This window comes from Pseudomonas sp. Pseusp11 (assembly GCF_047304405.1).
GTDB lineage: Bacteria > Pseudomonadota > Gammaproteobacteria > Pseudomonadales > Pseudomonadaceae > Aquipseudomonas.
This window is the reverse complement of the sequence record NZ_JBGLZF010000013.1, coordinates 99,246-122,953: the sequence shown is the minus strand read 5'-3', so window position 1 is coordinate 122,953 and position 23,708 is coordinate 99,246. Positions and strand designations below refer to the sequence as shown.

24 protein-coding genes are annotated in these 23,708 nt (G+C 60.3%); 11 read left to right on the top strand and 13 right to left on the bottom strand.

The window, feature by feature from the left end; translation table 11 throughout:
• Positions 1–14: 14 nt before the first annotated feature.
• The 8 genes from ACCC96_RS13230 (at position 15) to ACCC96_RS13195 (ending at position 10,055) form a co-directional block, all read left to right on the top strand.
• Positions 15–935 (top strand): alpha/beta hydrolase, encoded by a 921-nt coding sequence (locus ACCC96_RS13230; protein WP_258672063.1) that lies wholly within the window; start codon positions 15–17, stop codon positions 933–935.
• A gap of 128 nt (positions 936–1,063) precedes the next feature.
• On the top strand, positions 1,064–2,035 hold the full coding sequence (gene pip, locus ACCC96_RS13225; protein ID WP_018929173.1) for a prolyl aminopeptidase: 972 nt from the start codon (positions 1,064–1,066) through the stop codon (positions 2,033–2,035).
• A complete protein-coding gene (gene dtd / locus ACCC96_RS13220; RefSeq protein WP_018929172.1) occupies positions 2,032–2,469 on the top strand; it encodes a D-aminoacyl-tRNA deacylase in 438 nt (145 codons plus the stop codon). Before pip ends, dtd begins: the two co-directional genes overlap by 4 nt.
• A gap of 321 nt (positions 2,470–2,790) precedes the next feature.
• Positions 2,791–4,596, top strand: coding sequence for a glucan biosynthesis protein G (locus tag ACCC96_RS13215; RefSeq protein ID WP_019581832.1), 1,806 nt, complete (start codon positions 2,791–2,793; stop codon positions 4,594–4,596).
• Complete coding sequence (gene mdoH / locus ACCC96_RS13210) at positions 4,589–7,159, top strand: glucans biosynthesis glucosyltransferase MdoH (RefSeq protein ID WP_019650797.1); 2,571 nt, start codon at positions 4,589–4,591, stop codon at positions 7,157–7,159. The genes ACCC96_RS13215 and mdoH overlap by 8 nt, the downstream gene beginning before the upstream one ends.
• 230 nt (positions 7,160–7,389) lie before the next feature.
• The gene (locus ACCC96_RS13205; RefSeq protein WP_026345986.1) at positions 7,390–8,187 is read left to right on the top strand and encodes a transporter substrate-binding domain-containing protein; all 798 of its coding nucleotides are present in this window, start codon (positions 7,390–7,392) and stop codon (positions 8,185–8,187) included.
• Between the two features lie 181 nt (positions 8,188–8,368).
• Entirely contained in the window at positions 8,369–9,328 is a 960-nt protein-coding gene (locus ACCC96_RS13200; RefSeq protein WP_413696050.1) for an amino acid ABC transporter permease, read from the top strand.
• The gene (locus ACCC96_RS13195; protein ID WP_007936789.1) at positions 9,321–10,055 is read left to right on the top strand and encodes an amino acid ABC transporter ATP-binding protein; all 735 of its coding nucleotides are present in this window, start codon (positions 9,321–9,323) and stop codon (positions 10,053–10,055) included. The genes ACCC96_RS13200 and ACCC96_RS13195 overlap by 8 nt, the downstream gene beginning before the upstream one ends.
• Positions 10,056–10,139: 84 nt before the next feature.
• Here the strand turns inward: ACCC96_RS13195 and ACCC96_RS13190 are convergent, their stop codons facing one another.
• From ACCC96_RS13190 to ubiE, 10 genes are all read right to left on the bottom strand, one after another.
• A complete protein-coding gene (locus ACCC96_RS13190) occupies positions 10,140–12,056 on the bottom strand; it encodes a methyl-accepting chemotaxis protein (protein WP_413696049.1) in 1,917 nt (638 codons plus the stop codon).
• 219 nt (positions 12,057–12,275) lie between these two features.
• Positions 12,276–12,983, bottom strand: coding sequence for a 16S rRNA (uracil(1498)-N(3))-methyltransferase (locus ACCC96_RS13185; RefSeq protein ID WP_258612982.1), 708 nt, complete (start codon positions 12,981–12,983; stop codon positions 12,276–12,278).
• On the bottom strand, positions 12,980–13,774 hold the full coding sequence (tatC, locus tag ACCC96_RS13180; RefSeq protein ID WP_019581837.1) for a twin-arginine translocase subunit TatC: 795 nt from the start codon (positions 13,772–13,774) through the stop codon (positions 12,980–12,982). The genes ACCC96_RS13185 and tatC overlap by 4 nt, the downstream gene beginning before the upstream one ends.
• On the bottom strand, positions 13,771–14,211 hold the full coding sequence (tatB, locus tag ACCC96_RS13175; RefSeq protein WP_258672078.1) for a Sec-independent protein translocase protein TatB: 441 nt from the start codon (positions 14,209–14,211) through the stop codon (positions 13,771–13,773). The genes tatC and tatB overlap by 4 nt, the downstream gene beginning before the upstream one ends.
• Positions 14,212–14,221: 10 nt before the next feature.
• Positions 14,222–14,500 (bottom strand): twin-arginine translocase TatA/TatE family subunit, encoded by a 279-nt coding sequence (locus tag ACCC96_RS13170; protein ID WP_018929163.1) that lies wholly within the window; start codon positions 14,498–14,500, stop codon positions 14,222–14,224.
• 24 nt (positions 14,501–14,524) lie between these two features.
• Positions 14,525–14,857 carry a phosphoribosyl-ATP diphosphatase gene (locus ACCC96_RS13165; protein ID WP_007899279.1) on the bottom strand — a complete coding sequence of 111 codons (333 nt, stop codon included), beginning with the start codon at positions 14,855–14,857 and terminating at the stop codon, positions 14,525–14,527.
• On the bottom strand, positions 14,850–15,251 hold the full coding sequence (hisI, locus tag ACCC96_RS13160; RefSeq protein ID WP_007936797.1) for a phosphoribosyl-AMP cyclohydrolase: 402 nt from the start codon (positions 15,249–15,251) through the stop codon (positions 14,850–14,852). Before hisI ends, ACCC96_RS13165 begins: the two co-directional genes overlap by 8 nt.
• A gap of 91 nt (positions 15,252–15,342) precedes the next feature.
• Positions 15,343–16,947 (bottom strand): ubiquinone biosynthesis regulatory protein kinase UbiB, encoded by a 1,605-nt coding sequence (gene ubiB, locus ACCC96_RS13155; RefSeq protein ID WP_028939613.1) that lies wholly within the window; start codon positions 16,945–16,947, stop codon positions 15,343–15,345.
• Positions 16,944–17,567 (bottom strand): SCP2 domain-containing protein, encoded by a 624-nt coding sequence (locus ACCC96_RS13150; RefSeq protein WP_019581841.1) that lies wholly within the window; start codon positions 17,565–17,567, stop codon positions 16,944–16,946. Before ACCC96_RS13150 ends, ubiB begins: the two co-directional genes overlap by 4 nt.
• Positions 17,567–18,337, bottom strand: a complete 771-nt coding sequence (ubiE, locus tag ACCC96_RS13145; RefSeq protein ID WP_007936800.1) for a bifunctional demethylmenaquinone methyltransferase/2-methoxy-6-polyprenyl-1,4-benzoquinol methylase UbiE — start codon at positions 18,335–18,337, stop codon at positions 17,567–17,569. The genes ACCC96_RS13150 and ubiE overlap by 1 nt, the downstream gene beginning before the upstream one ends.
• A 154-nt stretch (positions 18,338–18,491) precedes the next feature.
• On the opposite strand from ubiE, the gene ACCC96_RS13140 reads away from it, so the two are divergent.
• From ACCC96_RS13140 to ACCC96_RS13130, 3 genes are all read left to right on the top strand, one after another.
• Entirely contained in the window at positions 18,492–18,767 is a 276-nt protein-coding gene (locus ACCC96_RS13140) for a polyhydroxyalkanoic acid system family protein (RefSeq protein WP_018929158.1), read from the top strand.
• Positions 18,768–18,972: 205 nt separating this feature from the next.
• On the top strand, positions 18,973–19,395 hold the full coding sequence (locus tag ACCC96_RS13135; protein WP_007936802.1) for a phasin family protein: 423 nt from the start codon (positions 18,973–18,975) through the stop codon (positions 19,393–19,395).
• A gap of 10 nt (positions 19,396–19,405) precedes the next feature.
• A complete protein-coding gene (locus ACCC96_RS13130) occupies positions 19,406–20,227 on the top strand; it encodes a phasin family protein (RefSeq protein ID WP_258672084.1) in 822 nt (273 codons plus the stop codon).
• An 89-nt stretch (positions 20,228–20,316) separates the two neighbouring features.
• On the opposite strand, the gene ACCC96_RS13125 is transcribed toward ACCC96_RS13130, so the two are convergent.
• From ACCC96_RS13125 to phaZ, 3 genes are all read right to left on the bottom strand, one after another.
• Positions 20,317–20,937, bottom strand: a complete 621-nt coding sequence (locus ACCC96_RS13125; protein WP_019581845.1) for a TetR/AcrR family transcriptional regulator — start codon at positions 20,935–20,937, stop codon at positions 20,317–20,319.
• Between the two features lie 58 nt (positions 20,938–20,995).
• The gene (gene phaC / locus ACCC96_RS13120) at positions 20,996–22,678 is read right to left on the bottom strand and encodes a class II poly(R)-hydroxyalkanoic acid synthase (RefSeq protein WP_413696048.1); all 1,683 of its coding nucleotides are present in this window, start codon (positions 22,676–22,678) and stop codon (positions 20,996–20,998) included.
• Positions 22,679–22,807: 129 nt separating this feature from the next.
• Positions 22,808–23,662 (bottom strand): poly(3-hydroxyalkanoate) depolymerase, encoded by an 855-nt coding sequence (gene phaZ / locus ACCC96_RS13115; protein ID WP_413696047.1) that lies wholly within the window; start codon positions 23,660–23,662, stop codon positions 22,808–22,810.
• Positions 23,663–23,708: the final 46 nt, after the last annotated feature.

Below are 23,708 nucleotides of genomic sequence, written 5' to 3'. Positions count from 1 at the left end.
ACTGGCTGTAGTCCATGGCTTCTTATCCACTCTCTGAACAGATGGCGGCTTTCGTCGAGAAAACCCTCAGCTTCAACAGCACTGACAGCAGCCTCGCCGGTATGCGTCAGGCCTACAGCGAGATGTGCCGGGCGTTTACCCCGCCACATCCCGCGGGGCTTGAGGTGGTCGATCTAGAGTTGGCGGGAGTGGCGGTGCGCGCCTGGCAACCGCCGGTTCCGCTGCCGACCAACGGTTGGCCCTGCATTGTGTATCTGCATGGCGGTGGTTGGGTGGTGGGGGATCTGGATTCCCACGACTTCATCTGCGCCGAACTGGCGTCGGTGCTCGGTGTGTTGGTGATCGCCGTCGATTATCGGCTGGCGCCGGAGCATCCGTTTCCAGCGGCGTTCGATGACTGTCTGGGTGTCTGGCGAGCGCTACGCACGGGGCCGTTTCAACTCGACCTGGCGCGGACGCTGGTGGCCGGCGACAGCGCTGGCGGCAACCTTGCCGCTGCGCTGTGTCTGGCCTTGCGCGATGCCGGCGAACCGGCGCCTTGTGCACAGGTTCTGATCTATCCGGGCCTGGGCGGCGATCACCGGTTGCCATCACGCAGCGAATGCGCCGACGCGCCATTGCTGGGTAGCAGCGATCTGGATTGTTATCACGCGCTGTACTTGGGTGGTATCCGTCAGCCAACGGCCTATGCGATGCCCTTGCTCGCCGACGACTTCAGCGGTCTGCCACCGACGTTGATCGCCGTGGCGCAGTTCGATCCGCTACGCGATGACGGCGTGCTTTACGCCGGGCGACTCAACGCCGCCGGCGTGAGCGCAATGCTTTATTACGGTCAGGGGCTGGTTCACGGTTGTTTGCGGGCGCGGGGGCAGGTTGCCGAGGTCGACCGACTCTATGAAACCCTGCTCGGGTATTTGGCTGAGAAGACGGGCTGACAAGACGGGCTGACAAGCGCTGACGCTGCAAGGGGCATGCTCATTGAAGTAATTCGGGTTTATGATGCCGGACGGCAGAATAATAGAAGTCCCTACAGGGATGACCTCGACCCCTTACGGAGCGCGCAATGCAGACTTTGTACCCGCAGATCAAACCCCACGCCCGGCACGATCTGGCCGTCGATAAAACCCATACGCTGTATGTCGACGAAAGCGGTTCACCGGAAGGTTTGCCGGTAGTGTTCATTCACGGCGGCCCTGGCGCCGGGTGTGATGCGCAGAGCCGCCGGTATTTCGATCCGAACCTGTATCGCATCGTCACCTTCGACCAGCGCGGTTGCGGTCGCTCCACGCCCCACGCCAGCCTTGAGAACAACACCACCTGGGATCTGGTCGCCGATCTCGAGCGGATTCGCAAGCACCTGGGCATCGACAAATGGGTGCTGTTCGGCGGTTCCTGGGGTTCGACCCTGGCCCTGGCTTACGCACAAACCCACCCGGAGCGCGTGCACGGTCTGATTCTGCGCGGGATTTTTCTCTGCCGTCCCCAGGAAATCGAGTGGTTCTACCAGTGTGGCGCCAGTCGCCTGTTCCCCGATTACTGGCAGGACTACATCGCGCCGATCCCGCTGGACGAGCGCGACGACTTGCTCACGGCATTCCACAAACGCCTGGTCGGCAACGACCAGATCGCCCAGATGCACGCGGCCAAGGCCTGGTCCATCTGGGAAGGCCGCACCGCGACCCTGCGTCCGAACCCGCTGGTGGTCGATCGTTTCTCCGAACCCCAGCGTGCGTTGTCCATCGCCCGCATCGAATGCCACTACTTCACCAACAACGCTTTCCTCGAGCCGAATCAGCTGATCCGCGACATGGGCAAGATCGCCCATTTGCCCGGCGTCATCGTCCATGGTCGCTATGACGTGATCTGCCCGCTGGACAACGCCTGGGAACTGCATCAAGCCTGGCCGAACAGCGAATTGCAGGTGATCCGCGACGCCGGCCATGCGGCGTCCGAACCGGGGATCACCGATGCATTGGTACGCGCCGCCGATCAGATGGCCCGTCGCTTGCTCGACCTGTCGCCTGACGAAGCATGAAGGCCCTGCTGCAACGCGTGCGCGGCGCGCGAGTCGAGGTCGCGGGAGAGGTGGTTGGTGCGATAGATCAGGGGTTGCTGGTGCTGGTGGCGGTCGAACCCGACGACACGCAGGCCAGCGCCGACAAACTTCTGCATAAACTGCTTAACTATCGAGTATTCAGTGACGCCGAGGGCAAGATGAATCTGTCCTTGGCTGACGTGGACGGCGGGTTGTTGCTGGTCTCGCAGTTCACCCTGGCCGCCGATACCAAAAACGGGTTGCGTCCGAGTTTTTCGACTGCAGCCCCTCCGGCCTTGGGCGAGGCGCTGTTCGACTATCTATTGGGCAAAGCGAAACAGGTGCATGGCACTGTGGCATCAGGTAGATTCGGCGCGGATATGCAGGTGCACCTGGTCAATGATGGCCCGGTAACCTTCCTGTTACAGACGTGAAAGCGCTTGAAACATGTTTTTAAGGGCATTTCGGCTGAAAACAGAGGCTTTTCCCGATAAATACTTGCTTCCCCCTGATGCGTTGTAACGCGGCCTACTAGATAATCGCGCGCTACGGGGATCAGCGTTCGTTGGTCCATTTTGACTTAGGTAGAGACTTGTCCGCGGCCTGTTGGGGAATCATTTTGCCCCATGGGAGTCGGAACAATGCTCGCCAACTTGGCAAGAGTGGTCCGCAGGGTCGGTTTTTTTCCACCGTACACCGTGCTGGCACTTTAACTGGCCGTTGGTTTTTTGATCTGTTTTCGGCGAGGGTTGCTCGTGATTGTTAGTCCCTGTAATGCACCAAAATTGTCTGCCAAACGGTTTCGAAATGCTCTGGTAGCGGGCTCTGCACTGCTCTGCCTGTTCAGCGCCGGCCAGCTTTGGGCATTCAATCTGGATGACGTATCGGTCAAGGCAAAAGAGCTGGCCGGGCAAAAATACGAAGCCCCGCGCAGTAACCTGCCGAATGAATTTCGTGAGATGAAATTCGCGGATTATCAAAAAATTCGCTTCCTCACCGAAAAAGCCGAGTGGGCTAACCAGAAAACCCCATTCAAGCTGTCGTTCTATCACCAGGGCATGCACTTCGATACGCCGGTGAAAATCAACGAAATCACGGCCAACGCCGTCGAAGAGATCAAATACGACCCAAGTCGTTTCGATTTCGGCGATATGAAGTTCGATCCTAAAGCCACTGAGAAGCTGGGTTATGCCGGTTTCCGTGTGCTCTACCCGATCAACAAGGCCGACAAGCAAGACGAAATCATGACCATGCTCGGCGCGAGTTACTTCCGCGTCGTCGGCAAGGGCCACACCTATGGCTTGTCCGCTCGCGGCATGGCCATCGATACCGCCTTGCCGTCCGGCGAAGAGTTCCCGCGTTTCACCGAGTTCTGGATTCAGCAGCCGAAGCCGGGCGACAAGCACCTGGTGATCTTCGCCCTGCTGGATTCGCCGCGCGCCACCGGTGCCTATCGCCTGACCCTGCGTCCGGGCAGCGACACGGTCGTCGACGTCAAGGCCAAGATGTTCCTGCGTGACAAGGTCACCAAACTTGGCGTTGCGCCGCTGACCAGCATGTTCCTGTTCGGCGCCAACCAGCCGTCGAAAGTGCTGAACTACCGTCGCGAACTGCACGACTCCAGCGGTCTGTCGATCCATGCCGGCAACGGCGAATGGATCTGGCGCCCATTGAACAACCCGAAACACCTGGCCGTGAGCAACTTCTCGATCGAGAACCCGCGCGGTTTCGGCTTGCTGCAGCGTGGTCGTGACTTCAGCCACTACGAAGACCTTGATGACCGCTACGACAAGCGCCCAAGCGCCTGGATCGAGCCGAAAGGCGATTGGGGCAAGGGCTCCGTCGATCTGGTGGAGATTCCTACCGCTGACGAAACCAACGACAATATCGTTGCTTTCTGGAGCCCGGAAAAACTGCCAGAGCCTGGCCAGCCCCTGGACGTCGCCTATCGCATGCACTGGACCATCGACGAAGCCGCCCTGCATTCGGCGGACAGCGCCTGGGTTCAACAGACCCTGCGTTCCACGGGTGACGTGAAGCAGTCGAACCTGATTCGTCAGCCGGACGGCAGCGTGGCCTACCTGGTGGATTTCCAGGGTCCGTCCCTGCAAGACTTGCCGGAAGATGCCGAAGTGCGCAGTCAGGTGAGCGTTGGCGACAACGCGGAACTGGTCGAGAACAGCGTCCGTTACAACCCTGAAACCAAGGGCTGGCGCCTGACCCTGCGGATGAAGATCAAGGATCCGAACAAGTCCACCGAAATGCGTGCAGCACTGGTCAAGACCATCACGCCTGCCGAGACGATCAAGACCACGGCGCCAGCGTCCAGCTCTTCCGTTGCCAAGGCCGACAAGATCGCCGCCAAGCAGCAGGAGAAGAAGGACAAGGAGGCCAAGCAAGCTGAAGCGCAAGCCCAGCAAGTCAAGGACACCAAGGACAAGGACAACAAAGACGCCAAGCAGCCTGTCGCTGCCGAAGCGGCCCCTGCCACACCGGAATCGGCACCGACTGAACAAGTCCTGACCGAGACCTGGAGCTATCAGTTGCCCGCCGATGAGTAATTCACAAGTACAGCCACAAACGCTTGCCGAGTACCTGGCGCATTTGCCAATGACCGACGAGCAGCGCGCGGAACTCGCGGGCTGCAAGTCTTTCAGTGAGTTGCACGAACGTCTGTCGTCCCAGGCGTTCGACGCGCCAACCGATGCCGCCCAGGCGTCGGTCGGGCGGCGCCTGACCCTGAACACCGCCGAAGAACTGGCGGATGCGCAAATGTTGGGACTCGACGCCAGTGGTCGGGTTTGCCTCAAGGCAGCCCCACCGATCCGTCGGACCAAAGTCGTTCCGGAGCCATGGCGCACCAATATTCTGGTGCGTGGCTGGCGTCGGCTGACCGGTCGCACCAACCCGCCGCAGCCGCCGAAAGACGAGAACGTGCTGCCGGCTGCTCGCTGGCGCACCGTCGGTTCGATCCGCCGCTATATTCTGCTGGTGCTGATGCTCGGTCAGACGATCGTCGCCGGCTGGTACATGAAAGGCATCATGCCGTACCAGGGCTGGTCGTTCGTCGATCTTGAAGAAGTCCTGCACCAACCGCTTCTGCAAACCGCGGCCCAGGTGCTGCCTTACGCGTTGCAAACCAGCATCCTGATTCTGTTCGGGATTCTGTTCTGCTGGGTGTCGGCCGGTTTTTGGACCGCGCTGATGGGCTTCCTCGAGTTGATCACGGGTCGCGACAAGTACCGCATTTCCGGCGCCAGCGCCGGCAACGAGCCGATCGCCAAGGACGCACGCACCGCATTGGTGATGCCGATCTGCAACGAAGATGTGCCGCGGGTATTCGCCGGTTTGCGGGCGACCTTCGAGTCGGTTGCAGCCTCGGGTAACCTCGATCGCTTCGACTTTTTCGTGCTCAGCGACAGTAACGACGCCGATATCTGCGTCGCCGAACAGCAGGCCTGGCTGGACGTCTGCCGTGAAGCCAAGGGCTTCGGCAAGATCTTCTACCGCCGCCGTCGTCGTCGCGTAAAACGTAAAAGCGGCAACCTCGACGACTTCTGCCGTCGTTGGGGCGGTGACTACAAATACATGGTCGTGCTCGACGCCGACAGCGTAATGAGTGGCGAATGCCTGAGCAGCCTGGTGCGCCTGATGGAAGCCACGCCGGACGCCGGGATCATCCAGACCGCGCCGCGTGCGTCGGGCATGGACACCCTTTATGCGCGTATGCAGCAGTTCGCCACCCGTGTGTACGGTCCACTGTTCACCGCTGGCCTGCACTTCTGGCAGTTGGGCGAATCCCACTACTGGGGCCACAACGCGATCATCCGCATGAAGCCGTTCATCGAGCACTGCGCCCTGGCGCCGTTGCCCGGTAAAGGCGCGTTCGCCGGTGCGATTCTGTCCCACGACTTCGTTGAAGCTGCGCTGATGCGCCGTGCCGGCTGGGGCGTGTGGATTGCCTATGACTTGCCGGGCAGCTACGAAGAACTGCCGCCGAACCTGCTGGACGAACTCAAGCGTGACCGTCGCTGGTGCCATGGCAACCTGATGAACTTCCGGCTGTTCCTGGTCAAGGGCATGCACCCGGTACACCGTGCGGTGTTCCTGACAGGCGTGATGTCTTACCTGTCGGCGCCGTTGTGGTTCTTCTTCCTCGTGCTGTCGACAGCCCTGCTGGCGACCAACACGCTGATGGAGCCGCAGTACTTCCTGGAACCGCGTCAGCTCTATCCGCTTTGGCCACAATGGCACCCGGACAAGGCGATCGCGCTGTTCTCGACGACCATCGTGCTGCTGTTCCTGCCGAAGCTGCTGAGCATCATCCTGATCTGGGCCAAGGGCGCGAAAGAGTTCGGTGGCAAGTTCAAGGTGACGCTGTCGATGCTGCTGGAGATGTTGTTCTCCATGCTGCTGGCGCCGGTGCGGATGATTTTCCACACCCGTTTCGTGCTCGCCGCGTTCCTCGGCTGGGCCGCGACCTGGAACTCGCCGCAACGTGACGACGACTCCACGCCGTGGAGCGAGGCGGTCAAGCGCCACGGTCCGCAAACCGTGCTGGGCTTCTTCTGGGCGCTGCTGGTGATCTGGCTGAACCCGAGCTTCCTCTGGTGGCTGGTGCCGATTGTCGGTTCGCTGATGCTGTCGATTCCGGTGTCGGTGATCTCCAGTCGTGTCGGTCTGGGCCTGAAGTCCCGTGACGAAAGCCTGTTCCTGATTCCTGAGGAATACGCTCCGCCGCAGGCGTTGTTGGCGACTGATCAGTACACCCACGAAAACCGCTGGCATGCACTGCACGACGGCTTCGTCCGGTCGGTGGTCGATCCACAGCAGAACGCGTTGGCGTGTGCGCTGGCGACGTCTCGTCACCGTCAGGCCGAGCCGATCGAATGGCTGCGTATCGAGCGGGTTCGCCATGCGATGAAGGTCGGGCCTGAAGGGCTGACCAACAACGAGCGCGTGGCCCTGCTGAGTGATCCGGTGGCACTGGGTCGCTTGCATGAGCAGGTCTGGAGCGAAGGCCATGCCGAGTGGCTGCAGGCCTGGCGCACTTCGGTGGATGCCGATCCGCATGCGCCGCTGTTGCCGCTCAAACCGTTGAGCGTGCAGCCTCAGTTGGCATAATGAAAAACCCCGCGAAAGCGGGGTTTTTTTTGTGCTGATGATCGCTCTCGTGTTCTGCGTGGGAACGATCAAACAAATCTCCCTCAACCCCTTGTGCAAACGGCCGAGTGCGTTAGCATCCGTCCCCGAATTGGTGCGCCCGGACAACTTTCTGTTCGTATCTGCCGGTTTCCCAAAGGAAACCTGCGGTTTGCGTGCCTCACAATGCGATGGGTTTTGGGGACTTGAAGATGAAGAAGTATCTGTCGATGCTGCTGGTCGGCGTCACGGCATTGGTTGCAGTCAGCGCGGTGCAGGCCGGTGCCATCGATGACGCGGTCAAGCGCGGCACGCTGAAAGTCGGCATGGACCCGACCTACATGCCGTTCGAAATGACCAACAAGCGCGGCGAAATCATCGGCTTCGAAGTCGACATCCTCAAAGCCATGGCCAAGGCCATGGGCGTCAAGCTGGAAATGGTATCCACCGGCTACGACGGCATCATCCCGGCCCTGCTGACCGACAAGTTCGACATGATCGGCAGCGGCATGACCCTGACCCAGGAGCGCAACCTGCGCCTGAACTTCAGCGAACCCTTCATCGTGGTCGGCCAGACGCTGCTGATCCGCAAGGAGCTGGAAGGCACCATCAAGTCCTATAAAGACCTGAACACCGCCGACTACCGCATCACCTCCAAGCTCGGCACCACTGGCGAGATGGTCGCCAAAAAACTCATTTCCAAAGCCAAGTACCACGGCTACGACAACGAGCAGGAAGCGGTGCTCGACGTGGTCAACGGCAAGGCCGACGCCTTCATCTACGACGCGCCTTACAACGTCGTGGCGGTGAACAAGGTCGGCAACGGCAAACTGCTGTTCCTCGACAAGCCGTTCACCTATGAGCCTCTGGCTTTCGGCCTGAAGAAAGGCGATTACGACAGCCTCAACTTCATCAACAACTTCCTGCACCAGATTCACGAAGACGGCACCTACGATCGTATCCATGACAAGTGGTTTAAAGACACCGCCTGGCTCAAGGACATGGAGTAACACCGCCTTTGTGGTGAGGGAGCTTGCTCCCGTCCGACTGCGAAGCAGTCGTAAATCGATTGACTCGTTTTACCCGACGTTGCGCAGTGGCTGATTTCAGGGTTGCTGCGCAACCCAGCGGGAGCAAGCTCCCTCGCCACAGAGGGAGCGGGCGCCCTGATCGTTATGGATTTGCCTTTAAATGAAACAGAAAAAAGCTCAATGGCCCTGGCACGTATTAACCGTGCTGGTGCTGATCGGCCTGGCCGGCGCGCTGTATTACGCCACCTCGCTGATGTCCTACGAATGGCGCTGGAACCGTGTGCCGCAGTACTTCGCCTACCACGCCGAAGAGTCCCAGCGTGCGGCCGACATCTCCACCGTCAGCGAGCTGGTGCACAAGGGCAGCAAGGCTGAAGTCACCCTGCGTAATGATGCCGGGGATGAGCAGCACCTGACGGTTGACGACAACAGCCTGCAAGTCGCGCAAGGCGATGATGTGGCCGAAGGCGATGTGATCGGCGTGACCCGGCATTGGGCCGCCGGCCCGCTGCTATGGGGTCTCTGGACCACGTTGTGGTTGTCCCTGGTGTCTGGCGTGCTTGGCCTGCTGATCGGCCTGGCCACCGGGCTGTGCCGCCTGTCGAACAACCCGACCCTGCGCGACCTCTCGACGATCTATGTCGAGCTGGTGCGCGGTACGCCGCTGCTGGTGCAAATTTTCATTTTCTACTTCTTCATTGGCACCGTGATGAACCTCTCCCGGGAGTTCGCCGGGATCGCCGCGTTGTCGCTGTTCACCGGTGCCTACGTGGCGGAGATCATCCGCTCTGGCGTGCAGTCCATTGCCCGTGGCCAGAACGAAGCGGCGCGTTCCCTGGGTTTGAGCGGTGGCCAGTCGATGCGTCATGTGGTGCTGCCGCAAGCGTTCAAGCGCGTGCTGCCACCGCTGGCCGGGCAGTTCATCAGTCTGGTCAAGGACACCTCGCTGGTGTCGGTGATCGCGATTACCGAACTGTTGAAAAGCGGTCGTGAAGTCATCACTACCTCGTTCTCGCCGTTCGAAATCCTGTTCTGCGTGGCTGGGTTGTACCTGTTGATCAACCTGCCGCTGTCGAAAATCGCCAGTCGGCTTGAGAGGAGGCTCGCGCAAAGTGATTGAAGTCCGCGATCTGATAAAAGTCTTCGACACCCGCGGTCAGGTGGTTCGCGCGGTGGACAACGTCACCACCCAAGTGGCGAAGGGCGAAGTATTGGTGGTGATCGGCCCGTCCGGTTCCGGCAAGTCGACCTTTCTGCGCTGCCTGAATGGCCTGGAAGCGTTCGACTCCGGTTCGGTGAGCATCGACGGTCTGCAACTGGCCGACCCGAAAACCGACGTCAACGCCTACCGCCGCGAAGTCGGCATGGTGTTTCAGCATTTCAACCTGTTCCCGCACATGACCGTGCTGGAAAACCTCTGCCTGGCCCAGAAAGTCGTGCGCAAGCGCGGCAAGAAGGAGCGCGAGGCCAAGGCCATGGTGTTGCTGGAAAAGGTCGGTATCGCTCAGAAGGCCCACGAGTTTCCATCGCGCCTTTCCGGTGGTCAGCAGCAGCGCGTGGCTATAGCCCGGGCGTTGGCGATGGAGCCGAAAGTCATGCTGTTCGATGAGCCGACGTCGGCGCTCGACCCGGAAATGGTCGGTGAAGTGCTGGATGTGATGAAGACCCTGGCCGTGGAAGGCATGACCATGGTTTGCGTCACCCACGAAATGGGCTTCGCCCGGGAAGTGGCAGACCGGGTGCTGTTCTTCGATCACGGCAAATTGCTGGAAGACGCCTCACCGGCCGAGTTCTTCGATGCACCGAAGGATCCCCGTGCGCAGGCGTTTTTGCGCCAGGTTTTGTAACCGCATCGCCCAAAAAAGATCGCAGCCTTCGGCAGCTCCTACTACAGGCTGCCGAATGCTGCGATCTTTTTGCTTTGTGTGGTGTTAAACCTTGAACCTGCCCACCAGCATCTGCAAATGCGTCCCCAACCGCGCCAGCTCGACGCTGGAGGCCGCGGTTTCTTCGCTGGCGGCCGAGGTCTGCTCGGACACGTCTCGCACGTTCAGCACACTACGGTTGATCTCTTCGGCCACTGCGCTCTGTTGCTCGGCGGCAGCGGCGATCTGCTGGTTCATCGACTGGATCGCCGACACGGTACGGGTGATGCTTTCCAGCGAGCCGCCGGCGCGGCGGGTCAGTTCGACGCTGCTGTCGGTCAGGCTGCGGCTGTTGTCCATGATGGTCGCGACTTGCTGAGTGCCGGTTTGCAGGCCAACGATCAACTCTTCGATTTCTTCGGTGGACTTCTGGGTGCGTTGGGCCAGGCTGCGGACTTCGTCGGCGACTACCGCAAAGCCACGCCCGGCCTCACCGGCGCGGGCGGCTTCGATGGCGGCGTTGAGCGCCAGCAGGTTGGTTTGCTGGGCCACGGATTTGATCACGTCGAGCACGCTGCCGATCTTGTCGCTTTCGCGCTTCAGATCGCCCATGGCGGCAGTGGAGTTGCCGACTTCGAGGGCCAGGCGCTCGATCTGGGCGATGGCTTCGCCGACCACCCTGTCACCCTCGCGGGCCTGCTGGTCGGCGGCGACGGCGGCTTCGGACGCTTCCTCGGCATTGCGCGCGACTTCCTGCACGGTGGCGGTCATTTCATGCATGGCGGTGGCCACTTGATCGGTTTCAACCTTCTGGCTGTTGACCCCGGCGCTGGTCTGCTCGGTAACGGCAGACAGTTCTTCAGCGGCGCTGGCGATTTGGGTCACGCCGTCGCTGATGCCGCCGATCAGTTCTCGCAGGCCCAGGGTCATGCTTTGCATGGCGCGCTGTAGTTGGCCCAGTTCGTCCTGGCGTTCAGAAATCAGGTTGTGGCTCAGGTCGCCCGCGGCGACACGCTCGGCGACTTTGAGGGTCTGGCTCAGGGGAATGACGATCTGGCGGGTGATGGCCCAGGCGGCGAACAGACCAAAGGCCGACGCGAGGACGGTGGCCATCAGCAGCAGGTTTTTGGCATGCGCCGTATCGGCGTCACGCACGGCGGTTTGCGAGGTGGTGAGCTTTTTGCTGACGTCGAACAGAATGTCGCCCTGGGCGCTCATGCGTTTGAAGGCGGCAGCGCTGGCGACCTGGGAGTCGCGGAACTGGCTGACCGCCGCGCGATAGGCTTTGAGCGAGTCGGTCGCCTGTTGCAGGTTGGCGATGTGTTGCTCCGGCAGTTTGGACGGCAGGCTTTCGAGGTTTTTCAGGGCGTTGTCGATGGCGTCCAGCGCTGGCTGCTCGGCCTCGGGTTTGCCGCTGTAGGTGTAGCCGCGGACCTGGAAGCGCGCTTGCTGAATCAGTTTGCTCAGGTCGATCACACTGTTGAACTGGGTGACGCTGTCGCCCTGCAGCATGGATTTTTCGACTTCGGCGACGCGGGCCACGGCGTTATCGGCGGTGGCGCCCAGTTTGCTGCGAGCGTCTTCGCGAGCGGCGGTGGCCTGGGTCAGATCGGCGAAGGCGCGTTTGTACTCGCTGATGGCGGCCAGTTGCTGGTCGAGCAATGCCACGTCGTCAGGTTGTTCGATTAGCGTGCGGGCGGTTTTCAGGCCGCTATCGAGTTTGCCGATCAGCTCGTTGACGGCGCCCGGGCCTTGTTCGCCACGGCGCATGTCGTAGTCCAGGCGGGCCAGGCGCAGGTCTTTGGTCAGCTCATTGAGGCTGGAAATAAACCCGAGCGTGTCGCCACGGCTGATCACACCGCTCAGGCCGGTCCAGCCGGTGAAGGTGATCAACAAGGTTAGAAGCAGCACCAGACCGAAGCCGACACCCAGTTTGCGATTGACGCTTACGTTTCCCAGTTTTTCGGCTAGCCAACGGTACATGCTGCAACTCCCCTCGGACCATTATTCGGTTTTATGGGGACTGTATCGGCAGGCAGGCTGGAACCTGTAGGTGAGCAAACACCTGTGGCGAGGGAGCTTGCTCCCGCTCGGCTGCGAAGCAGTCGTAAAACCGGTGAATGCGGTCTTGCTGGAAAAAAGAGGTGGCCGCTTCGCGCCCAAGCGGGAGCAAGCTCCCTCGCCACAGGGTAAGTGTCTGGGTTAGAACAGCCGCGAAAGCAGCGCAGTGACGGCGGTTTCGACCCGCAGGATGCGCTCGCCGAGCTGCACCGGTTGCAGGCCGGCCTTGGCCAGCAGGTCGATTTCGTAAGGAATCCAGCCGCCTTCGGGGCCGATGGCCAGGGTCACGGGTTCGTCCAGGCCACGGGGGCAGGGCGGGTAATTGCCGGGATGACCGACCAGGCCGAGAGTGCCTTCAGTGATTGCTGGCAGGCGATCTTCGACAAAAGGTTTGAAGCGCTTCTCGATGACGACTTCCGGCAGCACGCTGTCCCGGGCTTGTTCAAGCCCCAGGATCAATTGCTCGCGAATCGCCTCAGGTTCCAGGAACGGGGTTTGCCAGAAGCTCTTCTCGACGCGATAGCTGTTTACCAGAACGATTCGTGGCACACCCATGGCAGCCACGGTCTGGAACACCCTGCGGAGCATTTTCGGGCGTGGCAGGGCCAACACCAGGGTCAGTGGCAGCTTGGCTGGTGGCGGCTGGTCGAGGGTGACGCGCAACTCGGCTTCGTCAGCGTCCAGGCGCAGCACTTCGGCGGCACCCATCAGCCCGCCGATACGCCCGACGCGCATGCTGTCACCCACTTCACAGCGGTGGACTTCCTGCATATGAGTCAACCGGCGATCGCGCAGGATCACCCGGTCGGCCGCAATGAAATCGGCCTCTTCGAGGAGCAGCAGGTTCACGCTTGGGTCGCTGGCGGCTGGTCGTTGTGATCGTCAGCCGGTTTTTCGTCCGGGTGCTCGCCGCGCTTGCTGATCAGGCCGCCGAACAGGACGCCGATCTCGAACAGCAACCACATTGGTACGGCCAACAGCGTCTGCGAGAAGATGTCCGGCGGGGTCAGGATCATGCCGACCACGAAGCAACCGATGACCACGTACGGACGGATTTTCTTCAGGTAAGCGACGTTGACCACGCCGATCCACACCAGCAGCACCACGGCCACCGGGATCTCGAACGCCACACCGAAGGCGAAGAACAGCGTCATGACGAAATCGAGGTAGCTGGTGATGTCGGTCATCATTTCCACGCCGGCCGGGGTGGCGGCGGCGAAGAACTTGAAGATCAGCGGGAACACCAGGAAATAGGCGAAGGCCATGCCGGTGTAGAACAGCAGGATGCTGGAGACCAGCAACGGCACGGCGATGCGCTTCTCATGCTTGTACAGGCCTGGCGCGATGAAACCCCAGATCTGATGCAGGATCACCGGGATTGCCAGGAACAGCGAGACCATCATGGTCAGCTTCAGCGGCGTCAGGAACGGCGACGACACGTCGGTGGCGATCATCGTCGCGCCGGCCGGCAGGTACTGGCGCAGAGGCGTGGAGACGAAGGTGTAAATCTGCTGGGTGAAGGCGAACAACCCGGCGAAGATAATGAAGATCGCCGCTACACAGCGCAGCAGACGGGTGCGCAACTCGGTGAGGTGCGAGACCAGTGGCATGTGCTGGTCGTTTTCGGGGAGATCGCTCATGGGGCTCGCGGCGGCAAAGTGGTGTCGTGAGGCGCCGGCGTTGTCGGCGCGGCGGCAGGAGCAACAGGTTCTACTGGAGCAATAACCGGTGCTGTTTCAACGGTTTTCACCGTTTCAGTCGGCGTAGTCTCGGCCGCCGGCGCATGAATCGTCGGCGTCGCCACAGGTTCCACCGGCGTTGGCTCCTGCTGGGTCGGCGTGAAAATCTTCCGCGCCTCCTGCTCCAGGGACAGAATGTGCTCGTTGTGCAGTTGCCGGCGAATCTCGTCGGCACCGATTTCACGTTCAACTTCCTGTTTGATCGCGTTGAAGCTGCGCTTCAGCCGCCCGACCCACAGGCCAGCGGTGCGCGCAGCACCCGGCAGGCGCTCGGGGCCCAGCACCAGCAGGGCGACGAGGCCGACGAGCAGCAGTTCAGAGAAGCTGATACCAAACATTAGTCAGTGCTCACGAGTCTTTGCGGATCGGCTCTTCGACTTTTTGCGCCTGCACGTCGATGGTGTGCGGCGGGTTCACAGACGTTGTGGCCTGTGGCTGGGTCGGCGGAACCGGTTGGGCCGGAGTCGCAGTCGGGTCGGCCGGTTTCTCTTCGTCGTTCATGGCCTTGCGAAAGCCCTTGATCGACTCGCCCACGTCAGTGCCGAGGTTTTTCAGTTTCTTGGTGCCGAACACCAGCACCACGACAACCAGGATGACGATCCAGTGTTTCCAGTCAAAAATGCCCATGTTGCGTTCCTCTCTAATAATTATTCAGGCGGACGGACGCGAGGCTTTCTCGGCATGTCCGGACAGACCGAAGCGACGGTCCAGTTCATCGAGCACAGCCTGTGGATGTTGCCCCAACTGGGCGAGCATGACCATGCTGTGGAACCACAGGTCGGCGGTCTCGTAGATCACATCGCTGCAGTCACCGCTGATGGCGGCATCCTTGGCGGCGATAATGGTTTCGACCGACTCTTCGCCGACTTTTTCCAGAATCTTGTTCAAGCCCTTGTGGTACAGGCTGGCGACGTACGAGCTGTCGGCGGCGGCGCCTTTGCGCTCTTCCAGCACCTGGGCCAGACGGGTCAGGGTGTCACTCATGAGTATGTCCTGCGGAGTAAATGGCGTGCGGGTCTTTGAGAACCGGGTCGACGGTTTTCCAGTCGCCGTTCTCGAAGACGCGGTAGAAGCAGCTCTGACGGCCGGTATGGCAGGCGATGTCGCCGATCTGCTCGACCATCAGGATGATCACGTCAGCGTCACAGTCCAGGCGCATCTCATGCAGGGTTTGCACGTGGCCGGACTCTTCGCCCTTGCGCCACAGCTTGCCACGGGAACGTGACCAGTAAATGGCACGGTTCTCGGCGGCGGTCAATTGCAGTGCTTCGCGGTTCATCCAGGCCATCATCAGGACGCGTCCGGTCTTGTGATCCTGGGCAATCGCGGGCACCAGGCCATCGGCGTCCCACTTGATCTCGTCCAGCCAGTTTTTCATCTTCGACTCCGACAGCGGGCTCTACTTCAATAGTTGAGGCCAATGTTCAAATTCAGCGTTCAAACAGTGTGCCAGCCGATGATCCAACTGGCTATCGGCGAACGACCAGATACAAGCCGATCGCCACCATGATTCCGGCGGGCCAATGCCCCAGTTCGTGTAACGGGCCGCCGGCGGCGAGTATCGTGCCACCCGCCAGATGAGCGGTACCGAGCAGGCGCAGGAACACGTCGTCCTTGCGCCGGTGCCACGGCGGCGGCGGGTCGTTGGCGTGGGGTTGGGACATGCGCTCGAGCAGGTCGCGGGCCATGTTGGCCAGGTGCGGGAGCTGCTCGAACTGGCTCTGCACGTTGCCCAGCAAGGCTTTGGGGCTGACGCGCTCGCGCATCCAGCGTTCGAGGAACGGCTGGGCGGTGTTCCACAGATCGAGGTCCGGGTACAGCTGACGACCCAGGCCTTCGATGTTCAACAGGGTTTTTTGCAGCAAGACCAACTGCGGCTGCACTTCCATGTTGAAGCGTCGAGCGGTCTGGAACAGGCGCATCAGCACCTGACCGAAGGAAATATCTTTTAACGGTTTTTCGAAAATCGGTTCGCACACCGTGCGGATCGCCGCTTCGAATTCGTTGAGTTTGGTTTCCGCCGGTACCCAGCCCGAGTCGATGTGCAACTGCGCGACACGCCGGTAATCACGCTTGAAGAATGCGAACAGGTTGCGCGCCAGATAGTCCTGGTCTTCCGGGGTCAGGCTGCCGACGATGCCGCAGTCGATGGCGATGTACTGCGGGCTCCAGGGCTGCACGGTGCTGACGAAAATGTTGCCGGGGTGCATGTCGGCGTGGAAGAAACTGTCGCGGAACACCTGGGTGAAGAAGATCTCCACGCCACGCTCGGCGAGCATTTTCATGTCGGTGCGCTGGTCGGCCAGGGTCGCGAGGTCGGTGACCTGAATCCCGTAGATGCGCTCCATCACCAGCACTTTCGGTCGGCACCAGTCCCAATAGACTTGCGGCACATACAGCAGCGGCGAACCGTCGAAGTTGCGCTTCAACTGGCTGGCGTTGGCGGCTTCGCGCAGCAGGTCGAGTTCGTCGTAGATGGTTTTTTCGTAATCACTGACCACGTCCACCGGGTGTAGCAGACGGGCGTCGGCCGAGAGTTTTTCCGCGGCGCGGGCAAGAATGAACAGCCATGCCAGGTCCTGGGCAATCACCGGTTTGAGGCCTGGGCGAATCACCTTGACCACCACTTCTTCACCGGTTTTCAGCTGCGCGGCATGCACCTGTGCCACCGAAGCCGAGGCCAGCGGTTCGACGTCGAAACGTGAGAAGACTTCATTGATCTTCTTGCCGAGCTGCTCTTCGATCAACCGGACCGACACTTGCGAGTCGAACGGCGGTACCCGGTCCTGCAACATCATCAGTTCATCGGCGATGTCTTCGGGCAGCAAGTCGCGGCGCGTCGAAAGGATCTGGCCGAACTTGATGAAAATCGGCCCAAGGTCCTGCAACGCCAGGCGCAATCGTGCGCCACGGCTCAGGTCCAGGGGCTTGCGCGGGAACCAGCGCCACGGCAAGGCATAGCGCAGCGCCAGCAAAAACCAGGGCAATGGCAGGGCGAACAGCAGGTCATCGAGGCGGTAGCGGATCACGACGCGCTGGATGCGCAACAAACGGCGGACGGCAAGCAGCTTCATGCGTTATCGCTTGGGTCGAGGGATCGGGAAAGGCGCTCGAAACGCGCCTCGAGACGTTCCAGATCGAGCTTGATCTGGTCCAGTTCACTGAAACGGGCTTCGGCTTCGCGCTGACCGACGAGGGTGCGCGATTCTTCGGCCAGGTATTCGCCCAGGTTCTGGTTGAGGCTGGCGAACCCTTGCTGATACCAGCGTGCGCGACTGCGCAGGTGACCGCCGACCAGTTGCGTGGCCACAGGTCCCAGCCAGCGCGAGAGTTCGTACTCCCAGTCCAGCTCCAGGTCCTGCAGGACCGTCGCCAGTTCCAGCAGCACGCCGCTGTCGCCGTCGAGCTCGACTTCCGGGCCATGCAGCACGGAAGTCTTGTCTTTGCTCGTCGCCAGTTTCAGCAGGCTTGAGGCGGGTGCGCGCAACGTGCAGTCGGCACCGGTTTCCCAGTGGGACGCCAGCATCAGACCTTCATCGCTGGGCAGGATGAACAATTGCAACGCCGGGCTGCGGCAGTCGACGGCAATCACCTTGCCACTCAAATGCGCCAGCCGCGGCAGCGCCGTGCTGTCGAGACGCAGCACCCGGTTCAGACCGAGTTCAACGCTGGCGAGCAGGCCGGCCAGCAACATCAGGGTTTGATGCCACGGTGCAGGGCGACGATGCCTGCGGTCATGTTGTGGTAGGTCACGCGGTCGAAACCGGCCTCGACCATCATCGACTTCAGGGTTTCCTGATTCGGGTGCATGCGGATCGATTCGGCCAGGTAGCGATAGCTTTCCGAATCATTGGTGATCAGCTTGCCCATCAACGGCATGAAGGCGAACGAATAGGCATCGTAGGCTTTGGACATCAGTGCGTTGGTGGGTTTGGAGAACTCCAGCACCAGCAGGCGACCGCCGGGCTTGAGCACGCGCAGCATCGAGCGCAGGGCGTCTTCTTTATGCGTCACGTTGCGCAGGCCGAAAGCGATGGTCACGCAGTCGAAGTGGTTGTCCGGGAACGGCAGCTTTTCAGCGTCGGCCTGGACGAATTCGACGTTGCCGGACACACCCAGATCCAGCAGGCGGTCACGACCGACCTTGAGCATGGATTCGTTGATGTCGGCCAACACTACCTGACCAGTCGGTCCCACAAGATGCGAAAACTTTTTGGTCAGGTCGCCAGTGCCGCCGGCGATGTCCAGCACGCGGTTACCGGCACGCACGCCCGACAGTTCGATCGCGAAACGCTTCCATAGACGGTGCATGCCGCCCGACAGGAGGTCGTTCATCAAGTCGTACTTGGCGGCTACCGAGTGGAAAACCTCAGCGACTTTTTCCGCTTTCTGGCTTTCCGGAACGTTTTTGAAGCCGAAGTGAGTGGTGGGTTCGGCATCGCTGCCTTTGCGCTGATCAGTCATATCGCTGTCACCAAAATAGAATGCGGGACATTCTAATCCCGGTGGCCTGCTTTGTCTTGGCAAGGCTGAAGGTAAGATATAGAGAAACTGGGACGTTTTGACGCAGTAACGGTCAAGATGCTTCAGGAAGTGTCCATAAAGCAGGAGTCATTCGATGGCCCATATTAGTGTTGAGCGTGCCCATGGCCTGGGTAAGGAAGCGGCCCGCGAGAAGGCCGACAAGTTGGCGCAGAAACTGTCCGATCAATATGGCCTGGAGCCGCAGTGGTCCGGTGACACCCTGAACCTCAAGCGCTCCGGTGTGAAAGGCGCGGTACATGTGGGCGAGGACTCGATCAGGGTCGATGTCGAACTGGGGCTGTTGATGTCCGCCATGAGCGGCACCATCAAATCGGAAATCGAAAGGGCCCTCGACAAAGCCCTCGCGTGATTCCCCAAAGATCGCAGCCTTCGACAGCGCCTGCATTGAAATGTGTACATCTGCAGGCGCTGCCGAAGGCTGCGATCTTTTCCCGGAGGCACCACCGATTTGTGTCATTTGTTAGGGTGCCGTTTCTAATTTTTCTCCCTACTTTGTGCCTGAGCCCGACACTTTCGCGGGCAGTTCCTCAACCCTTCTGCGCGTGAGGTGGACCATGGCCAAAGTTATTTTGAAGAAAAAAGTCGACGTTGAGACCAACACTCTGAACGACGTCAAATCGTATGCCCGCAAGATCTGGCTGGCGGGCCTGGGTGCCTACACCAAGGTCGGTCAAGAGGGTAGCGAGTACGTTCAAGAGTTGATCAAGGCTGGTCAAGCTGTTGAAAAGAAAGGCAAAAAAGTAGTTGCTGAGAAACTTGAAGCGGCTAATGCCGAGATCGATGAAGCCAAGAGTGAAGTGAGTACTTTCAAAGGCAAAGTCGAACTTCAACTCGACAAAGTCGAGAAGGCTTTCGATACGCGTATCGCAAGTGCCTTGAATCGTATCGGCATTCCGTCTAAACATGACGTGGAGACACTCTCTGCTAAGCTCGATGAGCTGACAGCATTGCTCGAACGTGTCGCGCGTAAATCTTAAGGAGAACGGGATGGCTGGCAAAAAGAATACTGAAAAAGAAGGCAGCTCGTGGATCGGGAAGGTCGAAGACTACTCCCGCAAGATCTGGCTGGCTGGTTTAGGCGTGTACTCGAAGATTGATACTGACGGCAGCAAACTCTTCGATGCATTGGTTAAGGACGGCGAGAAAGCCGAGAAGCTCACCAAGAGCGCTGTCGGCAAGACTGTCGATGCTGCCAAGGACTCCGCTTCGTCGGCCAAGTCGCGCATCAGCGGCGTGAAAGATCGCGCACTGGGCAAGTGGGATGAGCTGGAAGGGGCTTTCGACAAGCGCCTGAACAGCGCCATTTCGCGTCTGGGTGTACCGAGCCGCAATGAGGTCAAGGCACTGCACAGCAAGGTCGATACCCTGACCAAGCAAATCGAAAAACTCACCGGTGCCAAGGTTGCGCCTGTTGCGGCGAAAACCGCGGCGGCCAAACCGGCAGCTAAAAGCGCTGCCAAACCATTGGCCAAGGCCGCAGCGAAACCTGCCGCCAAGCCGGCAGCCAAAACTGCTGCTGCGAAACCTGCAGCCAAAGCGGCCGCTAAACCCGCTGCAAAAGCTGCTGCAAAACCAGCCGCTAAACCAGCGGCCAAACCTGCAGCTAAAACCGCAGCGGCCAAACCCGCTGCGGCGAAGAAGCCAGCAGTGAAGAAACCAGCCGCCCCGAAAGCGGCCGCTCCGAAACCAGCAGTGGCTGCCGCCAAACCGGCAACCCCGGTCAGTCCGGCGAACTCCGCCGCTGCACCGACCCCTGCTGTAACCCCGACTATCGCACCGACTCCATCGGCGCCAACCAGTCAGTCCTGATTTCCAGGACGCAAAAAAACGCCCGGCCTGTAAAGGTCGGGCGTTTTTGTTTGTGCATGGATGCCAGAAACCATCGAAGACCCACCGGGTCAGTCGTGCTCTTCGAGGTACTGCAACGCCAACCGCTCGGTCGCGACTTTGACCGGCGGCAACAAGTGCGGGGCCACCAGCATCATGATCTGATACACCACCAGTCGTACTTCACCTTCACGGTCGAGAATCCGCTGATAGTCCAGCGAGAACAGCAATGTCATGGTGATTTGTTCCACCAGTTGCCCCAGCGCCTGGGTGTCGCTGACCAACTGCCCCTGAGCCTTCAACTGCGCCAGCAATGAAGCCAGTGTGCGCTTCAACGCATTGAGCAAGTTGCGTATCCCCTTGGCCAGTTTCGGTAGGCGGCCGGCAAGGTTCGACAAGTCCTGGAACAGAAACCGGTATTGGGCCAGGCGTTCGACGATCAGGTGCAGGAACAGCCAGTAATCTTCGGGTGCCAATTCCACATCGGACGGTGGATCGAGCAAGGGCGTCAGTTCGGTCTGGAAGCGTTCGAACAGCCCCAGTATCAGCGGCTCCTTGCCGTGGAAGTGGTAATAGAGGTTGCCCGGGCTGATGCCCATTTCGTTGGCCACTTCCATGGTGGAAACGTTCGGTTCGCCCTTCTGATTGAACAACTGCAGGGCACATTCGAGAATCCGGTCGCGGGTTTTCATCCAGTCTTCTTAATGTCGAGTCAGGCCACGGCCATTGGCGGCCGTGGATCATTGAACGTCAGCGCACGCGCACGTAAGTACCGGGTGCCGCCTCCATCGGTGGATAGTTCTGGTTGCCAAGGGTCATCAGGGTTTCGTGTTGAGTGCCGGAGCGTTCCTGAATCCAGCTCAGCCATTGTGTCCACCAACTGCCGTCGACGCGTTTGGCGTCGTAATACCAGGCCCGCGGGTCGCTGCTCAGTTTCGGGTTCTCGACGTAGTTGGCTTTCGAGTTGTGCGGCGGGTTGAGAATGCTCTGCACATGACCGCTGCTCGACAGCACGAAGCGCCGCTCGCCACCCAGCAGCAAGGTCGAGCGATACACCGCATCCCACGGGGTGATGTGATCGTTCATGCCGGCCACGCTGAAACTGTCGACGGTGACTTTTTGCAGGTCGATCGGAGTGCCGCACACTTCCAGCCCGCCCGGATGACTCAGCGGGTTGTGCTTGAAGAAGTCCAGCAGGTCGCCATGAAACGCTGCCGGCAGGCGCGTGTTGTCATTGTTCCAGTAGAGGATGTCGAACGCCGGTGGCTCCTTGCCCAGCAGGTAGTTATTGACGAAGTAATTCCAGATCAAATCGTTGGGGCGCATCCAGGCAAAAACCCTGGCCATGTCGCGACCTTCCAGAACGCCCTTCTGATATGAGCGGCGCTTGGCCGCTTCCAGCGTTTGTTCGTCGACGAAGAGGGTGGCCGGGCTTTCTATCTGACTGTCGAGCAGGCTCACCAGATAGGTCGCGCTGGACACCCGCCGCAGCTGCCGCTTGGCCTGCAAGTGCCCTTGCAGCGCGGCGATGGTCAGCCCGCCGGCGCAGGCACCCATCAGGTTGACATCGCGGGAACCGGTGATCGCCCGGCACACATTCATCGCTTCTTCGGTGGCTTCGACGTAAGACGACAGCCCCCATTCGCGGTGACGCACATCAGGATTGCGCCAGCTGATCACGAAGGTCTGCAAGCCGTTTTTAAGGGCGAACTGGACGAAGCTGTTACTGGGGCTCAAGTCGAAAATGTAGAACTTGTTGATCTGTGGCGGCACGATCAGCAACGGCTTGGAATACTGTTTCTCGCTCATCGGCTTGTACTGGATCAGTTCCAGCAGCTCATTGCGAAACACCACGGAGCCGGTGGTGGTGGCGACTGTCTTGCCTACCTCGAATGCTTGTTTGGTGACCTGTCTGGGCAAGCCGTCGTTGTGCAGCAGATCGTCAAGCAAATGGCCGATACCCCGCACCAGGCTGTGACCGCCAGAGTTGAAGATCTCCTTGACCGCCAGCGGATTGAGCAGGGTGTTGGATGGCGCCACGGCGTCGTTGATCAAGGCAAACGCAAAGTGGGCGCGGGCGCGATCGTCCGGGCTCAGGTTGCTCTCGTCGATCCAGTTTTTGACCTCCTTCTGCCAACTCAGGTAGGCCTGCAAGCTGCGGCGATAAAAAGGGTTGAGGCTCCACGCCGGGTCGGCAAAGCGACTGTCTTGCGGATTGATCGGGTGCAGGGTCTCACCCAACAGCACGCGGCCAAGCTGGCCGCCCAGCTTCAAGGCATGCCGGGCCGTGTACACCGGGTTGCGCAGGCCATGGGTGGCCAGGCTGCGCAAGGTTGAAAGCAAGTCCCGGCCGCGCAGACCGGTAACCGCACTCTGTGCGTTGATGAATGCAGCGGGAGTGGGCAAGGAGCCCTTCGCTGGTTTGTCGCGCATGAGTCAACACTCCTTCGTCATCAGGCCAAAAACAAACTCACCGAACAAATCACCATAGACGTTGTTGCGGATTGTTGCGCGGTACGACGTCCTGTCGACGCTCTTTTCCTGAACCAAATCCGGGGCAGGTCAACTGCCCGATGGCGCCGGATGCGGATGCATCACTGCGCGCTGACGTTCCTCTTCGAGAAACTTCATGATGATCGGTGCCACCGCTTCGGCCCGGGTAATCAAGAACAGATGCCCGTCGTCGATGATGTGCAATTGGGCATTGGGAATTCGCCAGGCCAGCATGCGCATATTGATCAGCGGGATCAGAGGGTCATCGTCGCCGGCCAGCACCAGGGTCGGTTGATGGATCTTGTGCAGCCAGTGAATGCTGGTCCAGCCGAACCCGGCGAACAGCTGCCAGTAGTAGCCCAGTTTGCCTGCCGAGCGAACCCGCGCGGCGTGACTGGCCGCCAGGGTCGGATCGCGACGGAACGAGCCGCCATAGATCATCGGCGCGATGCGAATCACATGGGACGGCTGGATGTAGCGTCGTGGGCTGGCCATCATCCACAGCACTTTCGGTTTGCCCGGCACCATCACTGTGCCGGCCGCCGTGGCTGCCAGCACCAGCTTCTTGCAGCGCTCGGGATAGTCATAGGCAAATTGCTGCGCCAGGGCGCCACCCCATGACACGCCGATCACATTGACCTGCCCGTAATCGAGATAGTCGAGCATTCGTGCCGTCAGTTTCGCCAGGCCCGAGAAGCGATACGGCCGGTGGGGGGTCGATGAGCCGCCGACACCGGGGACGTCGAAGGCGATGACTTCCAGGTCCGGATCCAGCGCCTGGACGAACGGAAATATCAGCTCCAGGTTGGCGCCGATGCCATTGAAAACCAGCAAGGGCGTCAAGTGAGGCTTGCCGGGGCGTACCGCGGTGCGGAGGGTCTGCCCATCCAGGTTGACGGTACGAAATACGAACGGTTGCGGCATGCACGAAGCCCTGTAGGTTTTAAACGCTGCTCGGGCCATCCCGGGC